The organism is Microbacterium sp. Root322 (genome assembly GCF_001425645.1).
Classification (GTDB): Bacteria; Actinomycetota; Actinomycetes; order Actinomycetales; family Microbacteriaceae; genus Microbacterium; species Microbacterium maritypicum.
On the sequence record NZ_LMCS01000002.1, the window covers coordinates 901,112 to 923,161 of the forward strand.

General features: G+C 69.7%; 22 protein-coding genes. 6 read left to right on the forward strand and 16 right to left on the reverse strand.

The window, feature by feature from the left end:
• Positions 1-122 precede the first annotated feature (122 nt).
• The gene (locus tag ASC55_RS09235) at positions 123-2,384 is read right to left on the reverse strand and encodes an ABC transporter ATP-binding protein (protein ID WP_055866170.1); all 2,262 of its coding nucleotides are present in this window, start codon (positions 2,382-2,384) and stop codon (positions 123-125) included.
• A complete protein-coding gene (locus ASC55_RS09240) occupies positions 2,381-4,108 on the reverse strand; it encodes an ABC transporter ATP-binding protein (protein WP_055866173.1) in 1,728 nt (575 codons plus the stop codon). The genes ASC55_RS09235 and ASC55_RS09240 overlap by 4 nt, the downstream gene beginning before the upstream one ends.
• A 267-nt stretch (positions 4,109-4,375) precedes the next feature.
• Here ASC55_RS09240 and ASC55_RS09245 point away from each other — a divergent pair, with 267 nt between their 5' ends.
• Together ASC55_RS09245 and ASC55_RS09250 are read left to right on the forward strand one after the other, a co-directional pair.
• Positions 4,376-5,458, forward strand: coding sequence for a hypothetical protein (locus ASC55_RS09245; RefSeq protein ID WP_055874666.1), 1,083 nt, complete (start codon positions 4,376-4,378; stop codon positions 5,456-5,458).
• Positions 5,455-5,853 carry a GntR family transcriptional regulator gene (locus ASC55_RS09250; protein WP_055866178.1) on the forward strand — a complete coding sequence of 133 codons (399 nt, stop codon included), beginning with the start codon at positions 5,455-5,457 and terminating at the stop codon, positions 5,851-5,853. The genes ASC55_RS09245 and ASC55_RS09250 overlap by 4 nt, the downstream gene beginning before the upstream one ends.
• Positions 5,854-5,996: 143 nt before the next feature.
• On the opposite strand, the gene ASC55_RS09255 is transcribed toward ASC55_RS09250, so the two are convergent.
• Complete coding sequence (locus ASC55_RS09255; protein ID WP_055874669.1) at positions 5,997-7,058, reverse strand: enoyl-CoA hydratase/isomerase family protein; 1,062 nt, start codon at positions 7,056-7,058, stop codon at positions 5,997-5,999.
• A gap of 115 nt (positions 7,059-7,173) precedes the next feature.
• On the opposite strand from ASC55_RS09255, the gene ASC55_RS17615 reads away from it, so the two are divergent.
• Positions 7,174-9,198: an ATP-binding cassette domain-containing protein gene (locus ASC55_RS17615; RefSeq protein ID WP_082524283.1), complete on the forward strand. Its 2,025-nt coding sequence runs from the start codon at positions 7,174-7,176 to the stop codon at positions 9,196-9,198.
• Positions 9,199-9,298: 100 nt separating this feature from the next.
• On the opposite strand, the gene ASC55_RS09265 is transcribed toward ASC55_RS17615, so the two are convergent.
• The 12 genes from ASC55_RS09265 to hemE all read right to left on the reverse strand — a co-directional run bounded on the left by ASC55_RS09265 (position 9,299) and on the right by hemE (position 19,090).
• Positions 9,299-9,748 carry a hypothetical protein gene (locus tag ASC55_RS09265; protein ID WP_055874673.1) on the reverse strand — a complete coding sequence of 150 codons (450 nt, stop codon included), beginning with the start codon at positions 9,746-9,748 and terminating at the stop codon, positions 9,299-9,301.
• 203 nt (positions 9,749-9,951) lie between these two features.
• Entirely contained in the window at positions 9,952-11,274 is a 1,323-nt protein-coding gene (hemL, locus tag ASC55_RS09270; protein ID WP_055874676.1) for a glutamate-1-semialdehyde 2,1-aminomutase, read from the reverse strand.
• 22 nt (positions 11,275-11,296) lie between these two features.
• Positions 11,297-12,274 carry a porphobilinogen synthase gene (gene hemB, locus ASC55_RS09275; RefSeq protein WP_055866187.1) on the reverse strand — a complete coding sequence of 326 codons (978 nt, stop codon included), beginning with the start codon at positions 12,272-12,274 and terminating at the stop codon, positions 11,297-11,299.
• Positions 12,271-13,068, reverse strand: coding sequence for a uroporphyrinogen-III synthase (locus tag ASC55_RS09280; protein WP_017829542.1), 798 nt, complete (start codon positions 13,066-13,068; stop codon positions 12,271-12,273). Before ASC55_RS09280 ends, hemB begins: the two co-directional genes overlap by 4 nt.
• A complete protein-coding gene (gene hemC / locus ASC55_RS09285; RefSeq protein ID WP_055866189.1) occupies positions 13,065-14,060 on the reverse strand; it encodes a hydroxymethylbilane synthase in 996 nt (331 codons plus the stop codon). The genes ASC55_RS09280 and hemC overlap by 4 nt, the downstream gene beginning before the upstream one ends.
• 4 nt (positions 14,061-14,064) lie before the next feature.
• Positions 14,065-14,745 (reverse strand): hydrogen peroxide-dependent heme synthase, encoded by a 681-nt coding sequence (gene hemQ, locus ASC55_RS09290; RefSeq protein WP_017829544.1) that lies wholly within the window; start codon positions 14,743-14,745, stop codon positions 14,065-14,067.
• A gap of 79 nt (positions 14,746-14,824) precedes the next feature.
• Complete coding sequence (locus tag ASC55_RS09295; protein ID WP_017829545.1) at positions 14,825-15,097, reverse strand: hypothetical protein; 273 nt, start codon at positions 15,095-15,097, stop codon at positions 14,825-14,827.
• The gene (locus ASC55_RS09300; protein WP_017829546.1) at positions 15,084-15,491 is read right to left on the reverse strand and encodes a phage holin family protein; all 408 of its coding nucleotides are present in this window, start codon (positions 15,489-15,491) and stop codon (positions 15,084-15,086) included. The genes ASC55_RS09295 and ASC55_RS09300 overlap by 14 nt, the downstream gene beginning before the upstream one ends.
• A gap of 1 nt (position 15,492) precedes the next feature.
• Positions 15,493-15,930, reverse strand: coding sequence for a hypothetical protein (locus tag ASC55_RS09305; protein WP_055874683.1), 438 nt, complete (start codon positions 15,928-15,930; stop codon positions 15,493-15,495).
• Between the two features lie 155 nt (positions 15,931-16,085).
• Positions 16,086-17,657 carry a protoporphyrinogen/coproporphyrinogen oxidase gene (locus tag ASC55_RS09310; RefSeq protein WP_055874685.1) on the reverse strand — a complete coding sequence of 524 codons (1,572 nt, stop codon included), beginning with the start codon at positions 17,655-17,657 and terminating at the stop codon, positions 16,086-16,088.
• Between the two features lie 26 nt (positions 17,658-17,683).
• Positions 17,684-18,016 (reverse strand): metalloregulator ArsR/SmtB family transcription factor, encoded by a 333-nt coding sequence (locus tag ASC55_RS09315; RefSeq protein ID WP_017829549.1) that lies wholly within the window; start codon positions 18,014-18,016, stop codon positions 17,684-17,686.
• A gap of 51 nt (positions 18,017-18,067) precedes the next feature.
• Positions 18,068-19,090, reverse strand: coding sequence for a uroporphyrinogen decarboxylase (gene hemE, locus ASC55_RS09320; RefSeq protein ID WP_055874688.1), 1,023 nt, complete (start codon positions 19,088-19,090; stop codon positions 18,068-18,070).
• Positions 19,091-19,176: 86 nt separating this feature from the next.
• Here hemE and ASC55_RS09325 point away from each other — a divergent pair, with 86 nt between their 5' ends.
• Genes ASC55_RS09325 through ASC55_RS09335 form a run of 3 tightly spaced genes read left to right on the forward strand, consistent with a single transcriptional unit; the run spans position 19,177 to position 21,499 of the window.
• The gene (locus ASC55_RS09325; protein WP_055874691.1) at positions 19,177-20,472 is read left to right on the forward strand and encodes a glutamyl-tRNA reductase; all 1,296 of its coding nucleotides are present in this window, start codon (positions 19,177-19,179) and stop codon (positions 20,470-20,472) included.
• Between the two features lie 32 nt (positions 20,473-20,504).
• Entirely contained in the window at positions 20,505-21,077 is a 573-nt protein-coding gene (locus tag ASC55_RS09330) for an HhH-GPD-type base excision DNA repair protein (RefSeq protein ID WP_055866200.1), read from the forward strand.
• Positions 21,074-21,499: a DUF1801 domain-containing protein gene (locus ASC55_RS09335; protein WP_055874693.1), complete on the forward strand. Its 426-nt coding sequence runs from the start codon at positions 21,074-21,076 to the stop codon at positions 21,497-21,499. The genes ASC55_RS09330 and ASC55_RS09335 overlap by 4 nt, the downstream gene beginning before the upstream one ends.
• Positions 21,500-21,527: 28 nt before the next feature.
• On the opposite strand, the gene ASC55_RS09340 is transcribed toward ASC55_RS09335, so the two are convergent.
• The gene (locus tag ASC55_RS09340) at positions 21,528-22,010 is read right to left on the reverse strand and encodes a hypothetical protein (RefSeq protein ID WP_017829554.1); all 483 of its coding nucleotides are present in this window, start codon (positions 22,008-22,010) and stop codon (positions 21,528-21,530) included.
• Positions 22,011-22,050: the final 40 nt, after the last annotated feature.

Consider the following 22,050-nt stretch of genomic DNA (forward strand, 5'->3'; position numbering starts at 1 on the left):
CACCCTCTCCGCTCACGCATCTCCCGAGCGCGTCGTGCGCCTCCCGGTCGCGTGACCAGCACAGGACGACGCCCCACCCCGCGTGAGCGGAATGGGGCGTCGTCCTGTGCTGTGCCCGCAGATCAGGAGCGGCGGGCGGAGCCGTCCGCTCCGTCTTCCAGCAGAGCCTGCGCGGCCGCTGTCTCCGCGGCCGGCACCTGGGCACCCACCGAGGCTCCGGCCACGGCGGCAGCGGCCTCCGCAGCGGCGCCCTCGGCGTCGGTCGCCTCACCCGTGACGACGACCGGGGTCGCCCCGGTGAGTGCGTCGTCGGCGTCGATGTCGGTCGCCGCCTGCTCGAACTGCGACTGGTACAGACGCCAGTAGGCGCCCTGCGCGGCGATCAGCTCGTCGTGCGTGCCCTTCTCCACGATGTCGCCATGCTCCATCACCAGGATGAGGTCGGCGTCGCGGATCGTCGACAGACGATGCGCGATCACGAACGACGTACGTCCTTCACGGAGCGCGGCCATCGCGTGCTGCAGCAGCAGCTCGGTGCGGGTGTCGACCGCCGAGGTGGCCTCATCGAGGATGAGGATCGACGGCTGCGCGACGAAGGCTCGCGCGATGGTGATGAGCTGGCGCTCACCCGCCGACACGTTCGCTGCATCCTCGTCGAGCACCGTGTCGTAGCCCTCGGGGAGGGCGTGCACGAAGCGGTCGACGTAGGTCGCTCTGGCGGCGGCGAGAACCTCGTCATCGGTCGCGGTGGAGCGTCCGTAGCGGATGTTCTCGCGGATGCTGCCGGCGAACAGCCACGGATCCTGGAGCACCATTCCGGTGCGTGAGCGCAGCTCGTCGCGGGTGACCTCGGCGATATCCTGGCCGTCGAGCATGATCCGCCCGCCGCTGAGCTCGTAGAAGCGCATGATCAGGTTGACGAGCGTGGTCTTCCCCGCCCCGGTCGGCCCCACGATGGCGACCGTCTGCCCGGGCTCGACCCGGAACGACAGGTCACGGATGAGCGGACGCTCCGGCGTGTAGGAGAACGCGACGTTCTCGAACTCGATCACGCCCTTGCCCTCCACCAGATCGGGAGCGTCGGCGTCATCGGCCTCCTGCTCGTCGGCGTCCAGCAGCTCGAAGACACGCTCGGCCGATGCCGTTCCGGACTGCACGACCGCGGCCATGCCACCGAGCTCGGACAGCGGCTGCGTGAACTGCTGCGAGTACTGGATGAACGCCTGCACGTCACCGAGACGGAGCTGACCGTTCGCGACCATCAGACCGCCGAGCACCGCGATGCCCACGTAGCTGAGATTCCCGACGAACATCATGGCCGGCATGATGATGCCGGAGAGGAACTGCGCCTTGAAGCTCGCCTGGAACAGCTCTTCGTTCTCGACCTGGAACCGGTCAAGCGCATCCTTCTCGCGTCCGAAGACCTTCACCAGCGCGTGGCCCGAGAATGCCTCCTCGACACGGGCGTTCAGTCGACCGACCTTGCGCCACTGCATGCCGAAGGCCTTCTGCGACCGCGGTCCGATGATGCCGAAGATCACTCCCATGAGCGGCAGCGTGACCAGGGCCACGAGCGCGAGCTGCCACGAGATCGAGAACATCATGACGAGCACGCCGATCACGGTGAGCACCGAGGTGAGGGCACCGGAGAGCGACTGCTGCATCGTCTGCGTGATGTTGTCGATGTCGTTCGTGACGCGCGAGATCAGCTCGCCGCGCTGCACCTTGTCGAAGTAGGCCAGCGGCAGGCGGTTGATCTTCGCCTCGACGGACTCGCGCAGTCGCCACATGGTGCGGACCATGATCACGTTGATGACGTAGCCCTGGATCCAGGTGAGGAAGGCCGCGGCCACATAGATCCCGAGGACCGCCGCGATGACGAGCCGCAGCGCGTCGAAGTCGACGCCCTGGCCGACGGTGAAGTCGCCCAGCGCACCGACCTGGTTCGCGAAGTCGTCTTGGCCGCCGGCTCGCAGGGCCTCGACGACGACATCCTGCGACGTGCCGGCGGGGAAGCCGGGGAACCCGTCGGTCGGCTGTCCGAGCTGGATCGAGATGAAGCCCTTGTAGACGAGGTTGGTCGCCTCGGCGAGCACCTTGGGCGCCGCGACCGTCAGGACCACGCCGATCGCGCCGAGGATCGACACGAAGACGAACCAGATGGCCGACGGCTTCAGCAGCCCGATCATGCGCGCGAAGCTGGGGCCGAAGTTGTCGGCCTTGCCGGGTGCGACACTGTCCCAATCGCCGGAGTTCTGACGCGCCTGCTCGGCGAGCTCGGCCTCGTACTTCTCCTCGGCGCTCAGCTCGACCTCGGCCACGGCGGGCGCCGCCTTGCCGCGGCCGCGCTTGGCCTTGGCCTGGTCGTTGTCCTGCGCGCTCATGCGTCCACCCCCAGCTGCGACTCGACGATCTCTCGGTAGGTGTCGCTCGTCTCGAGCAGCTCCTCATGTGTGCCGACGCCGACCATGGTGCCGCCGTCGAGGACGACGATGCGATCGGCATCCGTGATCGTGGAGATGCGCTGCGCGACCACGATCTTCGTCACGTGCGGGAGCTCGCGCCACAGTGCCTGGCGGAGCCGGGCATCGGTCGTGAGGTCGAGGGCCGAGAACGAGTCGTCGAAGACGAGGATCTGCGGCTGGTGCACGATCGCACGGGCGATCGCGAGTCGCTGACGCTGACCGCCGGAGACGTTCGTGCCGCCCTGGGCGATGCGGGACTCGAGGCCGTCGGGCATCTCTTCGACGAAGTCGCGGCCCTGAGCGATGTCGAGTGCGTGCCAGAGCTCTTCGTCCGTCGCCTCTTCGCGGCCGTAGCGCAGGTTCGACGCGACGGTGCCGGTGAAAAGGAACGGACGCTGCGGCACCAGGCCGATGCTGTCCCAGAGGGACTCGACGTCGGCTTCGCGCACATCCGTGCCGCCGACATGCACGGCACCCCCCGAGACGTCGAACAGACGCGGGATGAGCGACACGAGGGTCGTCTTGCCCGATCCGGTGGATCCGACGATCGCGACCGTCTCGCCCGGCTGCGCGGCGAAGCTGATGCCGGTGAGCACCGGGGAGTCGGCTCCGGGGTAGGTGAACTCGACGTCGTCGAGTGCGACGGCACCGGGGACCGGGAACTCCGTGACGCCGTTCTCGGGGCGGACCAGAGTGGACTCGGAGTCGAGCACCTCGCCGATGCGCTCGGCCGAGACCGCGGCGCGCGGGATCATCATCGCCATGAAGCTGGCCATGATGACGCCGCCCATGATCTGGCCGATGTACTGCATGAAGGCGAACAGCGTGCCCACCTGCACCGTGCCGTTGTTGACCTCGATGCCGCCGAACCAGATGACCGAGACGACGGTGACGTTGAGGATGAGCATGAACAGCGGGAACAGCAGCACGAAGAGCGAGCCGACCTTGCGCCCGACCACCATGATGTCGGTGTTGGCGCCGCGGAAGCGCTCCTCCTCGATGCGCTCGCGCACGAAGGCGCGCACGACGCGGACACCCGTGAGCTGCTCGCGCATGATGCGGTTGACGTTGTCGAGCTTGCCCTGGTAGCTGCGGAACAGCGGCACCATGCGCCCGATGACGACGGCGGCCAGGATCAGCAGCAGCGGCACCGAGACGGCGATGAGCCAGCTCAGGCCGACGTTGGTCTGCACGGCGAAGATGATGCCGCCGATCGCGAGCAGCGGGGCCGTGACGAGCATGGTCGCACCCATCATCGCGAGCATCTGCACCTGCTGCACGTCGTTGGTGTTGCGGGTGATGAGCGAGCCGGCGCCGAACTGCGACACCTCGCGCTCGGAGAAGCCGCTGACCTTGCCGAACACGTCGGCACGGATGTCGCGGCCGGCGCCCATCGCGGCGCGTGCGGCGAAGTAGGTCGCGGTGACGGAGGCGATGATCTGGCCCAGCGAGACCGCGAGCATGAACAGACCGGTGCTCCAGATGTACGCCGTGTCACCGCGGGCGACGCCCTTGTCGATGATGTCGGCGTTCAGGCGCGGGAGGTAGAGGGTCGCCGCCACGCTGGCGAGCTGGAAGACCAGCACCGCGAGCAGCAGCCATCGGTATCGGGAGAGATAGCGGAGGAGGATTTTTCCCAGCACAGGCGGACTTTCTAGGAAGGATGAAGCGGCGGATTTCTCGGCAGACGGATGCCGACCGACAATCGGCCACAAGACAGAGTGCCACGATCCACGGACATTCGTATCCCCCTCACGGTGGACCTTCGCTCACAGCGAACCGCCTCCCGCTCCGATCAGCGGTTTCTCCGCGCGGACGGACGACGAGCGTGACGAGCATCCTCCCCTCATTTGTATTTACTCACTGATACAACTTGTGATAGACATATGACACAAAGAGGACGGACTCCCATGCTCACGACCACCGCATCCCCGATCGACGCCGGCCAGCGGATCGAACCCGGCCCGTGGCTGTTCGACCCCTGGCAGCTGTTCGGCGCTCTCCTCTCGATGCCGTGGGTGTCGCTGATCGTCGCGGCGATCATCGCGATCGCGGTCACCGTCTCGCCGCGCTGGCGCGCACGGAGCGAGAGCCGCGCGCGCCTCACCCCGGCCTCATCCGGCGGGGTCTTCGCGCGCTACGCGCCAGAGCACCGCGTCCTCGGTCTCGTCGCGATCTCGGTGATCGTGATCTTCGTCGCCGAGAACCTGATCACCCGCTACGCCCTGAACCTCTACAACGTGGTCTCCTGGTGGCGATACGCGACTCCGGTGTTCACGGCAGGGGTGGGCATCGCCGTCCTGCTGACCCTGATCGTCACGAGGGGCAGCAGGCCGGCCGAGCGGCCCGTCGTGTCCCCGCGTCGCACCTGGCTGAGCTTCAGTTCGCGCATCGGCTCGGCCGGCGCCGCCGTCGCGCTGCTCGCACTCACCGCCACCACCGTGCTCGCCGGGCTCGCCTCCTCGAACATCGACGGCGGTCCGTACGTGTTCCTCGAGATCGACGTGCCCAACGAGACGATCGATCCGATCCGCCCCTGGTTCTACGGCTGGGCCTACGGCGTCCCCGTCCTGATCTGCACGGCCGCCCTCGTCGCCGTGAGCGTCGCCGCGCTGCATGCCAACGCGGCTCGACCCTTCCTACGCCCGGAGACCGTCCTCACCGAGCAGCGCGAGCGCCGCGACATCGCGACGGGGATCACACGGCTCGCGATATCGAGCGCGCTCCTCGCCCTCGCGGGGGCATGGCGGTTCATCGCCGAGGCCGGCTCGATCGGCGGACTCACCATCGAGGGCGACGGTCGCAGCGACTCCTACGACGCCGTCTGGCGATACGGCGAGATCGCGGCCGTCGGCGGATGGCTGGCGCCAGCGCTCGAGATCGCGGCCTTCGTGCTGCTGCTCCTCGTGACCGCGCAGCTGTGCCCGCCGGGCTACGACTTCGAGCGGACCGACGACGCCGAGACCTCCGCCGATCGGGAGGCCGTGCGATGAGCGCGACCCCCCGACTCTCCCCGGCAGACGATGCGAATCCGGCACTCGACATCTACCGGCAGCTGCGCGGCCTCATCGTGTCGGGTCAGCTGGGCACCGGGGAGCGGTTGCCGACTGTCCGACAGACGGCGAGCGACCTGGGCGTCGCCCCCGGAACCGCGGCGCGCGCGTACAAGATGCTCGAGGGCGAGGGGCTGGTCGTCTCGCGCACGGCTGCGGGTACGAGGGTCGCCGAGACGGCGGGGGTTCTTCCTGCCTCGGTGATCCGTCGCATCCGCGATCTGGTCGACGAGGCCGATGCCAGCGGGTCCGACCCGGATGACGTCGTCGACGTGCTCCGTGCGATCTGGCAGTCGCGGTCGATCCCCGATCCTGCCCCCGCGGCCTCCGAGTAGGCCTGGAGCTCACCGGAGTTCATCCGTCGGGAGTTCCGGCGTCTCGCGTGCCGAAACCGCCGGTTCAACCCGACAACCGTGCATCCTCCCGACAGGTGAACACGCCCTCGCTCAGAACAGGGCGGGCTCAGAACAACCCGGGCTCAGAACAGGGCGGGCTGCGGAACGTACGCGCGCGCAGGGGCACCGGCGTCCGGGTCGAGCTCGGCCAGGGTCGCCGGGTCCCACTTCGGGTTGCGATCCTTGTCGACGATCTGCGCGCGGATGCCCTCGACGAGGTCGGGGTGCTCGTTCACGAACCACATCACGCGACGGTACTCGCCCTCCAGTGCCGCGCGAAGCCCCGGCAGGTCGCGTGCCTCGCGCACGGCATCGAGCGTGACCGTGAGGCCGGTCGGCGCGAGACCCTCGAGGAGATCCGCGGTTGCGGCGGCATCCGTCGTGCCCTGCGCCTGCAGGCGTTCGATGATCTCGCTCACGGTGGGAGCGGAGAAGGCCTCGTCGATCCACTCCCTCGACGCGGGCAGCTGCGAGGGCTCGGGCGTCTCGTCGAACAGCAGCACGATCTCGCTGGGGCTCGTCGGGTCGGCGCGGAACGCGAGAGCCTCGCTCAGCGCCTCGAGGCGGTCCGACGGCACGTAGTGATCGGCGAACCCGAGATAGACGGCATCCGCTCCATTCATCACTGCCCCGGTGAGGCCGAAGTACTCGCCGAGCCGTCCGGGCGCGCGGCCGAGCAGCCAGGTGCCGCCGACATCCGGCGTGAATCCGATCCGCGTCTCGGGCATCGCGAGCTGGGAGCGCTCCGTGACGATGCGGATCGCCGCGTGACCGGCGAGCCCGATCCCGCCGCCCATCGTGATGCCGTCGGCGAGGGCCACCACCGGTTTGGGGTACTCGGCGATCATGGCGTTCAACGCGTACTCGGCGCGGAAGAACTCGGCGGTCTGCTCGGCCTGCCCTGCCACGATCTGCGCGTGCAGTGCGCGCACGTCGCCGCCGGCGCACATGCCACGCCCGCCTGCCCCGTCCAGCAGCACGATCTGCACGTCGGTGTCGTCGCGCCAGGCGTTCAACGCCGCGGTGAGGGCCTGGATCATCTCGACGTCGAGGGCGTTGATCGCCTCGGGGCGATTGAGCGTGAGCCGCCCGAGCGCCCCTTCGGTGCGGACGAGGACACGGGATGCAGCGTGAGAATCGGTCACGCTCGCCAGGCTACCCCTTTCGGCAAACGGCGGTATTCCGCGCGAAATGCGGGATCCGACAGGCTTTTCCGGCAGGATAGGGAGGAACTGTTCAAAATGCGACGAGAGGTCACGGATGCCTGAAGGACAGGTGCTCGAGTTCACGCACGTGACGAAGCGCTTCAATGAGGTGACCGCCGTCTCGGACTTCTCCGCGCGCGTCGAGCCCGGTGCCGTCACCGCCTTCCTCGGCCCGAACGGAGCCGGCAAGACCACGACGCTGCGCATCCTGCTCGGTCAGGTGCGCGCCACATCCGGCACGGCGACCATCGGCGGCGCCACCTACGCCGAACTCCGCCAGCCGTTGCGTACGATCGGCGCGGTGCTCGAGGAGACGGTCTACCGTCCTCGCCGCACCGCCGAACGCCAGCTGACCATCGCCGCCAAGGCGAACGGCATCCCCCTGTCGCGCGTCGGCGAGGTGCTCTCGCTGGTCGGCCTCGAGGGCGAGGGCGACTCCCGCATCGGCGGCTTCTCCCTCGGCATGCGTCAGCGGCTCAGCGTCGCCCACGCGCTCCTCGGCGACCCCGGCGCCCTCGTCTTCGACGAGCCGGCCAACGGACTCGACCCCGAGGGCATCCGCTGGATGCGCCTGCTGATGCGACGTCTCGCCGACGAGGGACGCACCGTGCTCGTGTCGTCGCACGTCCTCAGCGAGGTCGAGCAGGTCGCCGACAACGTGCTCGTGCTCTCGAAGGGCACGCTCGTACTTGCCAGCGGCATCGAGACTCTCGCCGACCCCAAGGGCGGCTCCGTCATCGTCGACGCCGCTGATCGCGCCGCGCTGACGGCTTCGCTCATGGCGGCCGGATTCGACATCGAGGTGCTGCGTTCGGGCTTGACGGTGCGCGGCGGAGATGCCGGCACGGTCGGCGCCGTCGCCGCCGAAGCGGGCATCGCCCTGAGCACCCTCGTGCAGCGCGGACCGACGCTCGAAGACGTCTTCATCGATCTGATGCGCGGGGGCCGTTTCGCACCGAACGCTGCGACGACCCCGCCGCAGCTCGCCGCGCCGGCACCCTCGGAGGCGATCTCCGAAGAGGCCGCTGCCGACGAGAGTGCTTCCGAAGAAGCGGCAGACGCTTCCGCACCGGCTCCCGCCGATTCGGTGGTCGCCATCCCTGTCGCCGCAGCTGCCGCGTGGGCGGCCGAGGCCGCCGCTGCCCCTGCGGGCGCAGCCGTGGCCGACGACCTCGCCGCATCCGTCGACACGGACCACGACCGCACGGAACAGGAAAACACCGAGCACGACGACACCGAGCAGGTCGACACCGAGCAGGTCGCGGATGAGTCTGATACTCCTGCCGCTGACGTGGACGTGGATGCCGACGTGGACGCGGCGACCGAAGAGGCGGGCGAGGCCGCTGAAGGCGACGCATCCGCGGACGCCGCGCTGGTCGACGGACCGGAGACTGACGACCAGCAGACCGTCGGCGAGCAGACCGACGGCGAGCAGACCGACGGCGAGCCGGGTCACGACGTTCAGGACGACGCGGTCTCCTTCGAGGAGTCCCCGGAACGGTCGTTCGATGAGATCCTGTTCGGTGCTGCAGCACCGACCGAGGGGAACGACGCCTCTGCCGAGGACGCCGACGGCGTTGCCGCCCTATCGGTCGACGCCCCCGGCTCCGAGGAGGTGCACGGCGACGAGGACCACAGCGGTGTCGAGATCTTCGCCGATCTCCACGACGCATCCGAGGATGACAAGGCCCCCGCGTCCGACGCCGGCTCCGACTCCTCCCCTGTCGACGTCGACGACGAAGACCCCCGCTCTGCGGCGGTGAGCTCGATGCTCGCTGCGGCGGCGCGTGCGTATTACGAGGACGAGCCCAAGGACTACCCGCTGAGCGCGGAGAGCGAGACGGCGGGCAGCGACGACACCCCCGCAGAGGGCGCGCACTGGACCGTCGCATCCACCGGCGTCATCGACACCGTGCCGCTGGCGGAGTCCTCGGGTCACTCCGAGACGGACGGTGCCGGTCACGACGCGTCAGAGCACCACGAGTCCGGCACCGAGGAATCAGGCGCTGCCGACGGCAATCAGAACCATGCCGATGAAGAGAACCACGACGGCGACGGCGACGAGCACCACCACAACTGAGCTTCAGCTGACATGGAACGCCCTCCGGACCCGCAGGTCTGGAGGGCGTTCTTCGTTCAGAGGAGGTCGCCGCACCCAGCGTGAGCTCCGGAGCTGCAGGTCAGGCGGGTCGGGGCCGGATGACGGGCCGACGGCGGCCCTTCGAGACGGGCACCGGTGCGGTCGCCACGATCTCTTCGACGTTCGCCGGTTCGTCGGTCACGTCGAGGCGTAGTGCCTGCGTGAGCGCGAGCCCGTGACTCGTGGTGAGGATCAGCCGTCGGTAGTGCTCATCGCCCTCGAGGTCGATCACGACACTCGGGCGACGCCGGCGGATCAGCACGAAGTCGAGGCTGCCCGCGGCCTTCCAGCTGCCCGCAGCGAGCACACCGGGGATGTGCGTCCCGGGGTTGGGGACTCCACGCAGCCAGGTCCAGGCATCTTCTGTCAGCTGCACCTTGGTGATGGTGTCGCGCGCGATCCGGAGGTTGTCGCGGTGGAAGGTGGCGGCACGTTCGATCGGCGAGAGAACGACCTCGAGTTGCGTCTGGTCCAGCAACAACGTCACCATGTCACCCAGTCTGCCAGCGCGGTCCTGCCAGTTGTCTGGAAGTTGTTCACAGGAACGCAACGATCCCTTGTCGATCAGCACCAGTCATCATGATTCCTTCCCCGTGTTTCGAACATATGTACCATACTCGATTCACTGCCGGGTGCGCGAATGCCACCGATCAGCGCGAGGCGCCGACCGATGTCCTTCTGACCGGAGTCGCGTTACGGGCGCGCAGCTGCCGCGGCAGCCGCAGCAGCGGGGAGGGCGGCCTCGATCTGCTGCAGCTCTTCCTCGCCGTGCGCTGCGGTGAGGAACCAGGCCTCGAACACGCTCGGCGGAAGAGCCACGCCCTGCTCACGCAGCGAGTGGAAGAACGGCGCATAGCGGTACGACTCCTGCGCCTGAGCCTCGGCATAGTCCCTCGGCGCCGATGCCCGGAAGGACGCGTTGAACAGGTTGCCGGCGGTGGCGACCGCGTGCGTCACGCCCGCTGATGTGAGAGCGGCATCGAGAGCAGCGGACACCCGTGCGGCCGCCGCGTCGACGGTCGCGTAGACCTCGGGCGTCGCGAGCCGCAGCGTCGCGAGCCCCGCAGCGACCGAGAGCGGGTTCCCGGACAGCGTCCCTGCCTGGTACACCGGTCCGAGCGGAGCCAGCATGTCCATGACGTCGGCTCGTCCACCCAGCGCCGCCAACGGCATCCCCCCGCCGACGACCTTGCCGAAGGTGAAGATGTCGGGCAGATAGTCCTCGCCCGCTGCGGCCTGCAGACCCCAGAACCCTGCCGGGTGCACGCGGAATCCGGTGAGCACCTCGTCGATGATCATCAGGGCACCGTGCGCGTGGGCGGTCTCGGCGATCAGCCGGTTGAACCCGGGCATCGGCGCGACGACGCCCATGTTCGCCGCCGATGCCTCGACGATGACGGCGGCGATGCGCGGACCATGCTCGGCGAACACCGCAGCCAACGCATCCGGGTCGTTGTAGCCGATCACGAGAGTCTGGGCCGCGATCGGCGCCGGAACCCCGGCAGAACCGGGAAGGGCGAGCGTGGCGACACCCGAACCCGCTTCGGCGAGAAGACCGTCGGAGTGACCGTGGTAGTGCCCGGCGAACTTCACGAGCAGGTCGCGACCGGTGGCGCCCCGCGCGAGGCGGATCGCCGTCATGGTCGCCTCGGTTCCGGTGGAGACCAGACGCACGCGCTCGACAGGACGGACCTCGCCGAACCGCACGCGGTCGGCGATCAGCGTGGCGAGCTCGACCTCGCCCTCGGTCGGCGCGCCGAAGGACAGGCCGCGGGACGCCGCCTCCTGCACCGCCGCGACGATCTCGGGGTGCGCGTGACCGAGCAGGGCAGGACCCCACGAAGCGACGAGGTCGACGTACTCACGACCAGCCGCGTCAGTGACCCGCGCCCCCTTCGCGGAGGCGAGGAACCGCGGCGTCCCGCCGACCGAACCGTAGGCGCGCACCGGCGAGTTGACCCCACCGGGGATCACCGCGCGGGCAGCGGAGAACAGGTCGTCATTGCGGTCGGTCATGAAGGAGAGCTCCTCGGAGAAGTCAGTCGCGCAGCCAGCCGGCCGCTTCGGTGGCCCAGTAGGTGAGCACCGCATCCGCACCGGCGCGGCGGATGGAGAGAAGGGATTCGAGGATGGCCGCACGACGGTCGATCCAGCCGTTCGCGCCGGCGGCTTCGATCATCGCGTACTCGCCGGACACCTGATATGCCCACACGGGAATACTCACCGTGTCGCGAACCTCGCGCAGCACGTCGAGGAAGGCCATGGCCGGTTTCACCATGACGATGTCGGCGCCCTCGGCCTCATCGACGACAGCCTCGCGTACGCCCTCGCGCCGGTTGCCCGGATCGAGTTGGTACGTGCGACGGTCGCCCTTCAGCTGAGAGTCGACAGCCTCGCGGAAGGGTCCGTAGAAGGCGCTCGCGTACTTCGCGGCGTAGGCGAGCAGAAGCGTGTCGGTGAAACCCTCGGCGTCGAGCGCCCTGCGGATCACCGTGACCTGGCCGTCCATCATCCCGGACAGCCCCAGCAGCTGAGAGCCGGCACGGGCCTGCGCCAGCGCCATCGAGGTGTACCGCTCGAGCGTCGCGTCGTTGTCGACGGACCCGTCGGCGGCGAGCACGCCGCAGTGGCCGTGATCGGTGAACTCGTCCAGGCACAGATCGGTCTGCACGACGAGCGCGTCGCCGACCTCGGAGGCCAGCGCTTCCGTCGCGACGTTCAGGATGCCTCGCGGATCATCGGCGCCGGAGCCGACGGCATCGCGCACCGCGGGCACGCCGAACAGCATCACGCCGCCGACCCCCGCCTCCGCGGCCTCGACCGCGGCTGCGCGCAGCGAGTCGAGCGAGTGCTGAGCGACACCGGGCATCGACCCGATCTGCACGGGTTCGGCGATGCCCTCGCGCACGAAGAGGGGCAGCACGAGCTGCCGCGGCTGCAGCGAGGTCTCGCGCACGAGGTCGCGCACCGCACGAGACTGACGCACTCGCCTCAGCCGGACATCGGGAAAGCTCACGGCGCGAACTCGTCGGCCGCGTGCGGAAGCGTGAAGTGCGAGACCGCATCGATCAGGGCGTCGATGGTCTGACGGTCGGCGACGACCGACACCGGCAGACCGGCACGCTGGGCGTCATTCGCCGTGCGTGGTCCGATCGCCGCGAGCAGCGTGTCATCGGGGATCTCCGGGAACTGCTCGCGCACCTGCTCGGCGACAGAGCCGCTGGTGATGAGGATCGCGTTGATCCGGCCGTTCTCGACGTCGCGGCGGATCCGTTCCGTGACCGGCACACCGACCGTGCGATAGGCGACGACGCCATGTACGTCATGACCCGCCTCGGAGAGCAGTCTGCTGAGCACGGGCTTCGCGATCTCGCTGCGAAGGGCGAGGATGCGACGCGGCTCCTTCTCGAGGGCTATGAGCTGCTGCGCCATGCCCTCTGCCGAGTTGTCCTGCTCGGGGACCAGTGTGACCTCGTAGCCGACCGCCTGCAGCGCCGCCGCGGTCGTCTCGCCCACGGCGGCGATCTTGGTCTCCCGCGGCACCGCCGCCCGGTGGGCGAAGAGCACGTCGACGGTGGTGGCGCTCGTGACCGTCAGCCAGTCGAACTCGCCCGCGGCCAACTGCGCCAGCGCGGTGTCGAGCGTCGCCTGATCCGTCGTCGGGGCGAAGTTGATCAGTGGTGCGACGACCGGCACGGCGCCCAGAGCCCGCAGGCTCGCGGCGACGCTGTCGCCCCACGGCCCGCCACGGGGCACGAGGATGCGCCAGCCGTCCAACGGTCGGTCCTGCTTGATTTCGGAAGTGGTCATGAGGATTGCTCTCGGGATACGAGGCCGGCCGCCCCTTGATCGAGCAGCCGACGGGCAACAGTGAACCCGAGCTCGCGCGCTGCGTGCATCGGGTCTGCACCATCGGCAGCATCCGCTCCATTGCCACTGCCGTTCCGACGAATATACTCCCCGTTCAGGTCTTCCGTGACGTCGAGGCCGATCCGGCGCCCGCCGTCGGCGGCATAGACGACCGTCCTGACCCGGATCGAGGAGCCTTCGACCACCGCATGCGCGGCCATCGGCGCCTGGCATCCTGCGTCCAATCCCTGCAGGATCGCGCGTTCCACCGTGATGGCCAGACGAGTATCGGTGTCGTCGAGACCGGCAAGGGCCGCGAGCAGCTCCTCCGGCGCATCCGCGCGGGTCTCGACGGCGAGCGACCCCTGCCCTGGCGCGGTCGGCCATTCGGCAAGACCCAGCTCCTCGCGCCGTAGCGGCGTCTCCGCGCCGAGCCTGGAGAGACCTGCCGCCGCGAGGATGACCGCGTCCAGCTCACCCGATGTGACCCGGGCGAGACGGGAGTCGACGTTCCCGCGGATGTCGACGACCTCGGCCTTCGGCGCGCGTCGATGCACCTGCGCGATGCGACGCGGCGACCCTGTGCCCACCGTGCTTCCGGAGCGCAGCTCGTGCAGCGGGGTGCCGTCGCGGGTGAGGACCACATCGCGCGGATCCTCGCGCTTCGGCGTCGCCGCGATCACGAGGCCCTCGGGGACGGCCGTCGGCAGATCCTTCAGGGAGTGCACGAGGAAGTCGCACTCGCCCGCGAACAGAGCCTCGCGAAGACGCGTGGCGAAGATGCCCTGACCGCCGATCTCGGAGAGCGAGGCACGATTCGTGTCGCCCTCGCTGGTGATCGGGACGAGCTCGACCCGGCGCCCCGAGAGCTTCTCGAGGGCTGCGGCGACGTGACCCGACTGCGCCTGCGCGAGCGCGCTGCGGCGGGTGCCCAGACGAATGGGGGTGCTCATGGGCTTACTGGAGCACGTCCGCGATCTCGTCGAACCGGAGCCTGCGCCCGGTGTAGAAGGGCACCTCCTCCTTCACGTACATGCGAGCGTCGGTGTAGCGGAGATCGCGCATCATGTCGACGAGGTCGGTGAGCTCATCGGCTTCGAGCGGCAGCAGCCATTCGTAGTCGCCGAGAGCGAAGGAGGCGACGGTGTTGGCGAGAACGCCCGTGAACGCGGCGCCCTTGCGTCCGTGGTCGGCGAGCATCTTGCGACGCTCCTCCTCCGGGGCGAGGTACCACTCCGGTGTGCGCACGAACGGGTACAGGCACAGCCAGTCCTTGGGGTCCATACCCCGCAGGAAGCCCGGGACGTGGGAGCGGTTGAACTCCGCATCGCGGTGCACGCCCATGACGTTCCACACCGGGAGGAGCGAACGCAGCAGCTCGGTGCGACGAAGGCGACGCAGCGCCTTCTGCAGCTCCTCGGCGGTGTCGCCGTGCAGCCACACCATGAGGTCGGCGTCGGCCTTGAGTCCGGAGACGTCGTAGAAGCCGCGGACGGTGACACCCGAGTCCTCGATGTAGGAGACGATCGTCTCGAGCTCGGTCGAGTCGTTCTCCGTCACGGGGAGGTCGGGGTTTCTTCGCCAGACAGCCCAGAGGGTGAAGCCGGACGGGTTCTCATCGCGCTCTTCGGACATCATGCTCCCCAGTCTGCCTCGTTTGCGCAGGAGCCGCTAATCACCCCGGAGGGCTGCTCGCGGCTCCCCGGAATGCTGCGCCTCAGCGCGAGATGAAGCGCGCGATCGCCCAGACCGCGCCTCCGACTGCGGCAGCGATTCCGACGGCGGCGGCGATCGCGCCGATCGGGTTCCGATCGGCGAACACGCGGGCCTTCGCCACCGCACGTGTCGACGCCTTCTCGACCCGGCGCGGGATGTTCCCCTTGACCTCGATCGCCGCGAGGGCGGCCTTCAGCTCGGCACGGGCCGAAGCGACGGGGTCGACGATCCCGCCGGGAACGGCGGTGCGCGGCAGCGACTCAGAACTCGTCATCGCCGGCCTCCTTCACGAGTCGGATGTCTTCGGCGACGGCCTGCGCCGGGTTCTGGCGCGCGAGCACCTTGCGGAACTTGAGGATCCCGAGCAACGCGAACAGCAGCACCGCGAGGATCAGGATGCCGAACACCGCGATCGCCGAGAGCCACACCGGCCACCAGGACGACAGCCCGGCGATCGCGAAGACGAGGATGACGGGCACGGCCCAGAACAGGAAGAACAGCGCGACGAGGAACCACACGGAACCGATGCCGGCATCCTTCGAGGTGCGCGAGACCCACGCCTTGGCGGCGTCGATCTCGGCCTTGACCAGATTCGTGACGAGTTCCGGCAGATCTCCGAGGAGAGTCAGCAGGCTGTCGTCGGCGCGATCGCGGTATCCGCGGGGCATCTCAGGCGCCGGACTTCTTGGGGGCGGGCTTCGCAGCCGGCTTCTTGGCCGCCGGCTTCTTGGCGGCGGGCTTCTTCGCAGCGGGCTTGGTCGACGTCGCGGTGGACTTCGCAGCCTCGACCGCTTCCTCGGTCGCCTCGGCGAGATCTTCTGCCGCCTCACGGCCGGTGGCGATGGCGGAGTCGAGTCGCTGACCGGGCGTGCCCGAGCCGGTGACGGACTTCGCGACCTTCACCACACCGGTCCAGAGCGCACCGGGAACGGCCGCGGCCTTGTCGCCGACGAAACCCTTGACCTTGGTGACCTGCTCCTGCACGGGGTCGAGGTGCCACACCTTGAGCCACTGCGTCTTGATCTGCTCGTAGCGCTCACGTCCGGCACGGGTGCCGAGCACGTAGCCCACGCCGAGCCCGACGACGAGTCCGATCTTCCCCTTCATGGGGTCTCCTCACCTTGTTCCGGTAGTCCGGCCAGATTCGCCCGGTTGGGACCGACCGCAGGCATTCGCCCCCCGCGACCAGGTACCCAGCGTAACCCCGTATGCCGAATTCGGCATCTATGGGTCAGAGGGTTGACACAGACCGCTCCCGCACTTCAGGACTCTCCGTCCCACAACAGGGCGCGGCGCAGACGATCGGCCTCGTCCCGTGCGTCCGGGATCACCTGGGCGAGTCCGGTCCCCGCGAGCCAGGCGCCGACCGCGGCCACACCGGGCACCGCCTCGACCGCTGCGCGTGCTGCGGTGCGCCGCCCCCCTGAGCCGATGATCGAGGCGGGCTGCGACTGGATGAAACGGCCGCGATGCGAGGCGATGACAGCCTCGGGGGCGATGGTGACTCCCAGCAGGGCGGCGGCTTCGCGCCGTGCGAGGTCTGCCGCCGCGGCGTCGTCCAGGCCCGCGGTCGCTGCGGGTTCCCCCTGGGCGCCGAACGACACCCGCACGATCTGTCGGGCACCCGCGGCGTCGCGCACCCAGCCCCACTTGGCGGTCGAGTGGGTGAGCGCCTTGGCGGTGTGGCTGCCCGGAACGGTCAGCACGCCGGTTCCCCTCGGGGCGGCGGCGAGTTCCGGCGCGTCGAGGACGAGGGTGACGATCTCGATCTCGGGCGATGACGCGGCCTCCGTCGTGGCGAGGGCCGGCACCGCGGAGGCGAGGAGCTTCCGTGCGGCCGACTCGGGCGTCGCGATGATGACGGCGTCAGCGTCGAGCTCCTCGACCACCGGCTCCAGAGGATCCGTTGCGGCGCTCTCGCCGCTTTCCTCCGCCCTCACCTCGACCTCGGCCGCGACCTCAGCCTCGGCCTCGGCCTCGACCGACCAGCGCGCCCCGGTCTTGTGCACGGCGCGCACCCGCACTCCCGTGCGCACCTCGGCACCGAGGCGGATGAGGTCGGCGGCGAGGGCATCGACCAGCGTGCTCATGCCTCCCGAGAGCCCCTCGACGGCCGCTCCCGGCGTCTTCGCGGCCGCCTGCGCTTCCGAGGCCTTCTCCGCGGCGTCATCACGCAGCGTCTGCACCGCGCCGGAGAGGGAGCCCACCCGGGTCAGTGCGGCGTTGAGTCCCGGGGCTGCGACGTCGATGTCGACATCGTCGGGAGACGCCGAGTAGACGCCGGTCGTCACGGGGGCGACGAGTCGATCCCGCACCTTCGCCCCCATGCGCGACGCGACGAGCTTTCCGAGACTGAGCTGGTGCCCGATCGTGAGGGGCGGACGCACGCGGTCGAGGTAGGCGCGCCAGACGCCCGCCCATCCGATGATGCGGCGGACGTCGGGCTGGAACGGATTGGCGGGGATGCCGAGGATGCCGCCCACAGGGAGCGGCGCCGCACCCACACCGGGGATTCCGGCCAGCCATGCCCCGCCCGGCTTCGGGAGGACGATGCGGTCCGCCAGGTCGAGCTCCTCCACGAGGGCGCGCACGAGTCCGCCCCTGGTGGCGTAGCTCTCGGCTCCGGCGTCGATGGTGACACCGTCGAGGTCGACCCGGCGGATCGCGCCGCCCAGCGTCTCCTCCGCCTCGAGCACGGTGACGCGCATTCCGACCTTCGCGCACTCCCGCGCAGCGACGAGACCTCCGATGCCACCGCCCACGACGACGACATGCGTGTGCGCCGCGCGGGCGGCGAGGTCGGACGGCTCGGCGGAGGAGGGCTCGGGGCTCATGCCCTCAATTCTCGCACCGGGGCGGTTCAGGCCTCGACGGGCTCGGAGGCTCCGCGTCCGCGCTTGCGGACCTCGCGCAGCACGATCTGCTCGGGGCACACCGTCGAGAGGAAGTCGCCGACCGAGAGCGCGAGCCGCTCACCCACGAGGGAGTAGAGGATGCGGTTGGCATCGCGCCGCTCGCTGATGAGTCCCGCCTGGCGGAGCACGCTCAGGTGACGGGAGATGGTCGGGCCGCTCGCGGAGAAGCGCGACGCGATCTCGCCGGCCGCGAGTTCACCGTCCTTCAGGTCCTGCAGGATCTGACGTCGTGTGGGGTGGGCCAGCGCCGCGAAGATGTCCGTCGCGCTGTCAGTCATGGTTGCAATATAGCACCTTGGCTAGATAGCTCTCGGCGCGTGGCCTGACGGTCAGATCGTGTGCGCCAGTTCGACGATGCGGGTGAGCTGGTCGGGGTCGGTCTCCGGGGGCACGCCGTGGCCGAGGTTGAGGATGTGGGCGCGCGCCGCACGGCCGCGCTCGACGACGTCGCGCACGTGCGCCTCCAGCACCGACCAGGGGGCCGAGAGCAGCGCGGGGTCGATGTTGCCCTGCACCGTCACGTCCGGTCCGAGGATCGCGGCCGCCTCGTCGAGCGGCTGCCGCCAGTCGACGCCGACGCCATCGGCCACACCGTCGAGGCGCATATCAGCGAGGAACGGTCCGGTCCCGACGCCGAAGTGGATGGTCGGCAGGCCGATGCCCGAGAGCGCCGCGTGGGAATGCGGGGCGACGAAGGCGCGGTAGTCGGCGGTGCTGAGGGATCCGGCCCAGCTGTCGAAGAGCTGGACGACGGACGCCCCGGCATCGCGCTGGGTCTCCAGGAAACGGCGCGAGATCTGGGCGAGCCAGCCGGCGAGCCGGTTCCAGGACGCCGGATCCGAGTGCATCATCGCCCGCGCACGCAGGTGCTCCTTCGAGGGGCCGCCCTCGACGAGGTAGGCGGCGAGGGTGAAGGGCGCTCCGGCGAATCCGATCAGCGGGGTGTCGCCGAGCTCGGCCGTGACGAGCCGCACAGCCTCGGCGATCGCCGTGCCGTCCAGGCCGTCCGGGTCGATGGCGGTGATGCGGTCGACGTCGGCCGACGTGCGCACCGGGTTCGCGAACACCGGGCCGCGACCGGGCTCGATCTCGACCTCGACACCGGCGAGGCGCAGCGGGATGACGATGTCGCTGAAGAACACGGCCGCATCGACCCCGTGACGCCGCACCGGCTGCAGGGTGATCTCGGCGGCGAGATCGGGGGTGAGGCAGGCGTCGAGCATCCGGGTCCCGACGCGCAGGTCGCGATACTCGGGAAGCGACCGGCCGGCCTGCCGCATGAACCACACCGGGGCGTGAGGGGGACGGTCGCCGGCGAGGGCGCGCAGGAGCGGGGCGTCGGAGAGGGCCATGCGTCCATCCTCCCATCCGACCCTTATGGAGCCGCCGAGTCGACCGGTCGAACCCTCCCCCGCAGACCCTCCGGTACAATCGATGTGTGCTGCTGTGTGTGACGGCGAGTCACAAGACCGCCTCCTTCGAATTGCTCGAACGCCTGAGCCGCACCCCCGACGACGTCGCTCCCACCATCGTGGGCATGACGCCGTGCGTGCAGGGTGCGGTCGTGCTGGCGACGTGCAACCGGTTCGAGGCGTACGTGGAAATGGACGAACCGGTCACCGCCGCCGGCGCCATCGGTGTCGAAGCCGTGATCGAAGCGGTCGAATCCGCGACCGGCATCTCGGCCGCCGACCTCGACGGCGCCTACACCGTGCACTCGGGGCGCCGCGTCGCCGAGCACCTCTTCTCCGTCGCCTCCGGTCTCGAATCCGTCGTCTCCGGCGAGGGCGAGATCGCAGGCCAGGTGCGCCGCGCTCTCAAGTCCGCCCGCAAGGACGGCACCACTTCGCCCGAGCTCGAGCGCCTCTTCCAGCGCGCCAGCCAGGCCCAGCGCAAGGTCAAGAACGTCACGGCCCTCGGTCGCGCCGGCCGCTCGCTCGTGCGTCTCGCGCTCGAGCTGGCAGACAGCCGCATCGCCGACTGGTCCGCCGAACGCGTGCTGCTGGTCGGTACCGGCGCCTACGCCGCGGTCACCCTCGCCACGCTCCGCGAACGCGGTGCCGTGAACATTTCGGTGTACTCACCTTCCGGCCGCGCCGAGGTGTTCGCCGCGAAGCACGGCATCCGTCCGATCGCCGCCGACGAGTACGCCCGCACCGCCGCGCGGTCGAGCCTGCTCATCACCTGCACCACGGCGACGGAGCCCGTGCTCGGCCCCGAGCACCTGCAGCTGCCGACCGGCCCCGCCGCGGCGGGCTGCCCCGTCGGCGCACACCGTCAGCTCGTCGTCGACCTGGGCATGCCGCGAAACGTCGACCCCGCCATCGCCGGCCTCGAGGGTGTGGCCCTGCTCGACCTCGAGACCATCCGTCTGCACGCGCCGCTCGAAGAGCTGCAGGCGACGGATGCCGCGCGCAGCGTGGTCCGGGAAGCCGCCGAGACCTTCCACGTCGTGGGCGCCCGCCAGAGCGTCACGCCGTCGGTGGTGGCGCTGCGGTCGCACATCTTCGAGCTCCTGGAACGCGAGATCGACCGTGCCCGCGCGCGCGGCGACGAGGACGGCAAGGTCGAGCAGGCTCTGCGTCACCTCTCCGGCGTGCTCCTGCACACCCCGACCGTGCGCGCCCACGAGCTCGCCGCAGCCGGCCGTGCCGACGAGTTCACCGCGGCGCTCGCCGCCCTGTACGGCATCGCCCCCGAAGCCGACGCTGCAGACGACGCCGCGACCGCCTGACACGCTCCGTTCACCGGTGGCACACTGGAGGCATGGCCCTTCACATCACCGGAGACACCGCCGCCGACGAGCTGCTGACCGACAATCCGCTGGCCCTGCTGGTGGGGATGCTGCTGGATCAGCAGGTTCCGATGGAGACCGCGTTCGCCGGTCCGCTCAAGATCGAGCAGCGCACCGGCGCGACCGACGCCGCGACGATCGCCCACATGGCACCGGACGAGTTCCTCGAGGCCTTCAAGCAGACCCCCGCGGTGCACCGGTTCCCCGGGTCCATGGCGACGCGCGTGCAGACGCTGTGCCAGACCCTCGTCGACGACTGGGACGGCGATGCCGCAGCCCTGTGGACCGCGGGCGACCCGTCGGGGCCCGAGGTGCTGAAGCGGCTGAAGGCCCTCCCCGGCTTCGGGGAGCAGAAGGCCAAGATCTTCCTCGCCCTCCTCGGCAAGCAGTACGGTTTCACCGGCGAAGGCTGGCGCGAGGCATCCGCTCCCTACGGCGAGGACGGCTCGTACCGCAGCGTCGCCGACATCGTCTCGCCCGACTCGCTCGCGAAGGTGCGCGAGCACAAGAAGGCGATGAAGGCCGCGGCGAAGGCCCCGAAGTGAAGCCCACGGGGGACGACGTCGCCGGGCTCATCGCCCGCTCCTCCCCCGCCGTGCGCCGCAGGGACGCCGAGACGCTGACCGCGCTCATGCAGGAGGTCACCGGACGCGAACCGCAGACGTGGGGCACGATCATCGGGTTCGGCTCCTGCCACTACCGCTACCCGACGGGGACCGAAGGCGACAGCGGACTGCTCGGCTTCGCTCCGCGCAAGGCCGCGACCACGATCTATCTGTTCGACGGGGTCGGCGCGCACACCGAAGCCCTGGCCAAGCTCGGGCCGCACACCACGGGCGTCGGGTGCCTCTACATCAAGGACCTGGAGCAGATCGACCTCGACGTGCTGCGCGGCATCCTGGAACGCTCACTCGCCTGGGTCGAGGCGGGCGGCACCTCCGAGGTGCAGCTCACCGTCACGGGCTGACGCGCGAGATCCCTCTCCGCGTACCCGCTCAGCGCAGGACCTCGACGAGCGCGACCCACGACACCACCACGGCCGAGACGATCGCGAGCAGACAGCCCGCCGCCGCGAGGTACAGCCCGGCCGGATGCCCGATCCACACCAGCACGCCCGCGGCGAGATAGGCGAAGATCGGCAGGAAGCCGACCAGGTACTTGAGCGGACGGGCGCGATCCTCGGGGCTCGGATCGGTCGCGATGAGGCGCGTCGCGTGCACCTGGAACACGGCAGCCAGCAGCGACGCGACGACGGCGGCCGCGCCGAACCAGGGGCCGTCGATGTCGGGGATCAACCCCAGCGCCGACACCGCGAGCGCCAGGAGCAGGGCGGCGATCCCGGCGAGGAGCCGTGCTGTCAGAGTGCGGGACTTGACGATCTCGGCGATGTTCACACTCGCGGCGACGATCACGAGTCCGGCGAGCGCGGCCGTCGCCCCCGCCATCGCGACGTTGAACTCGCTCCACGGCTCGAACATGCCGACATGCTAGACCCACCCGTGCGACGGACGCACGGGT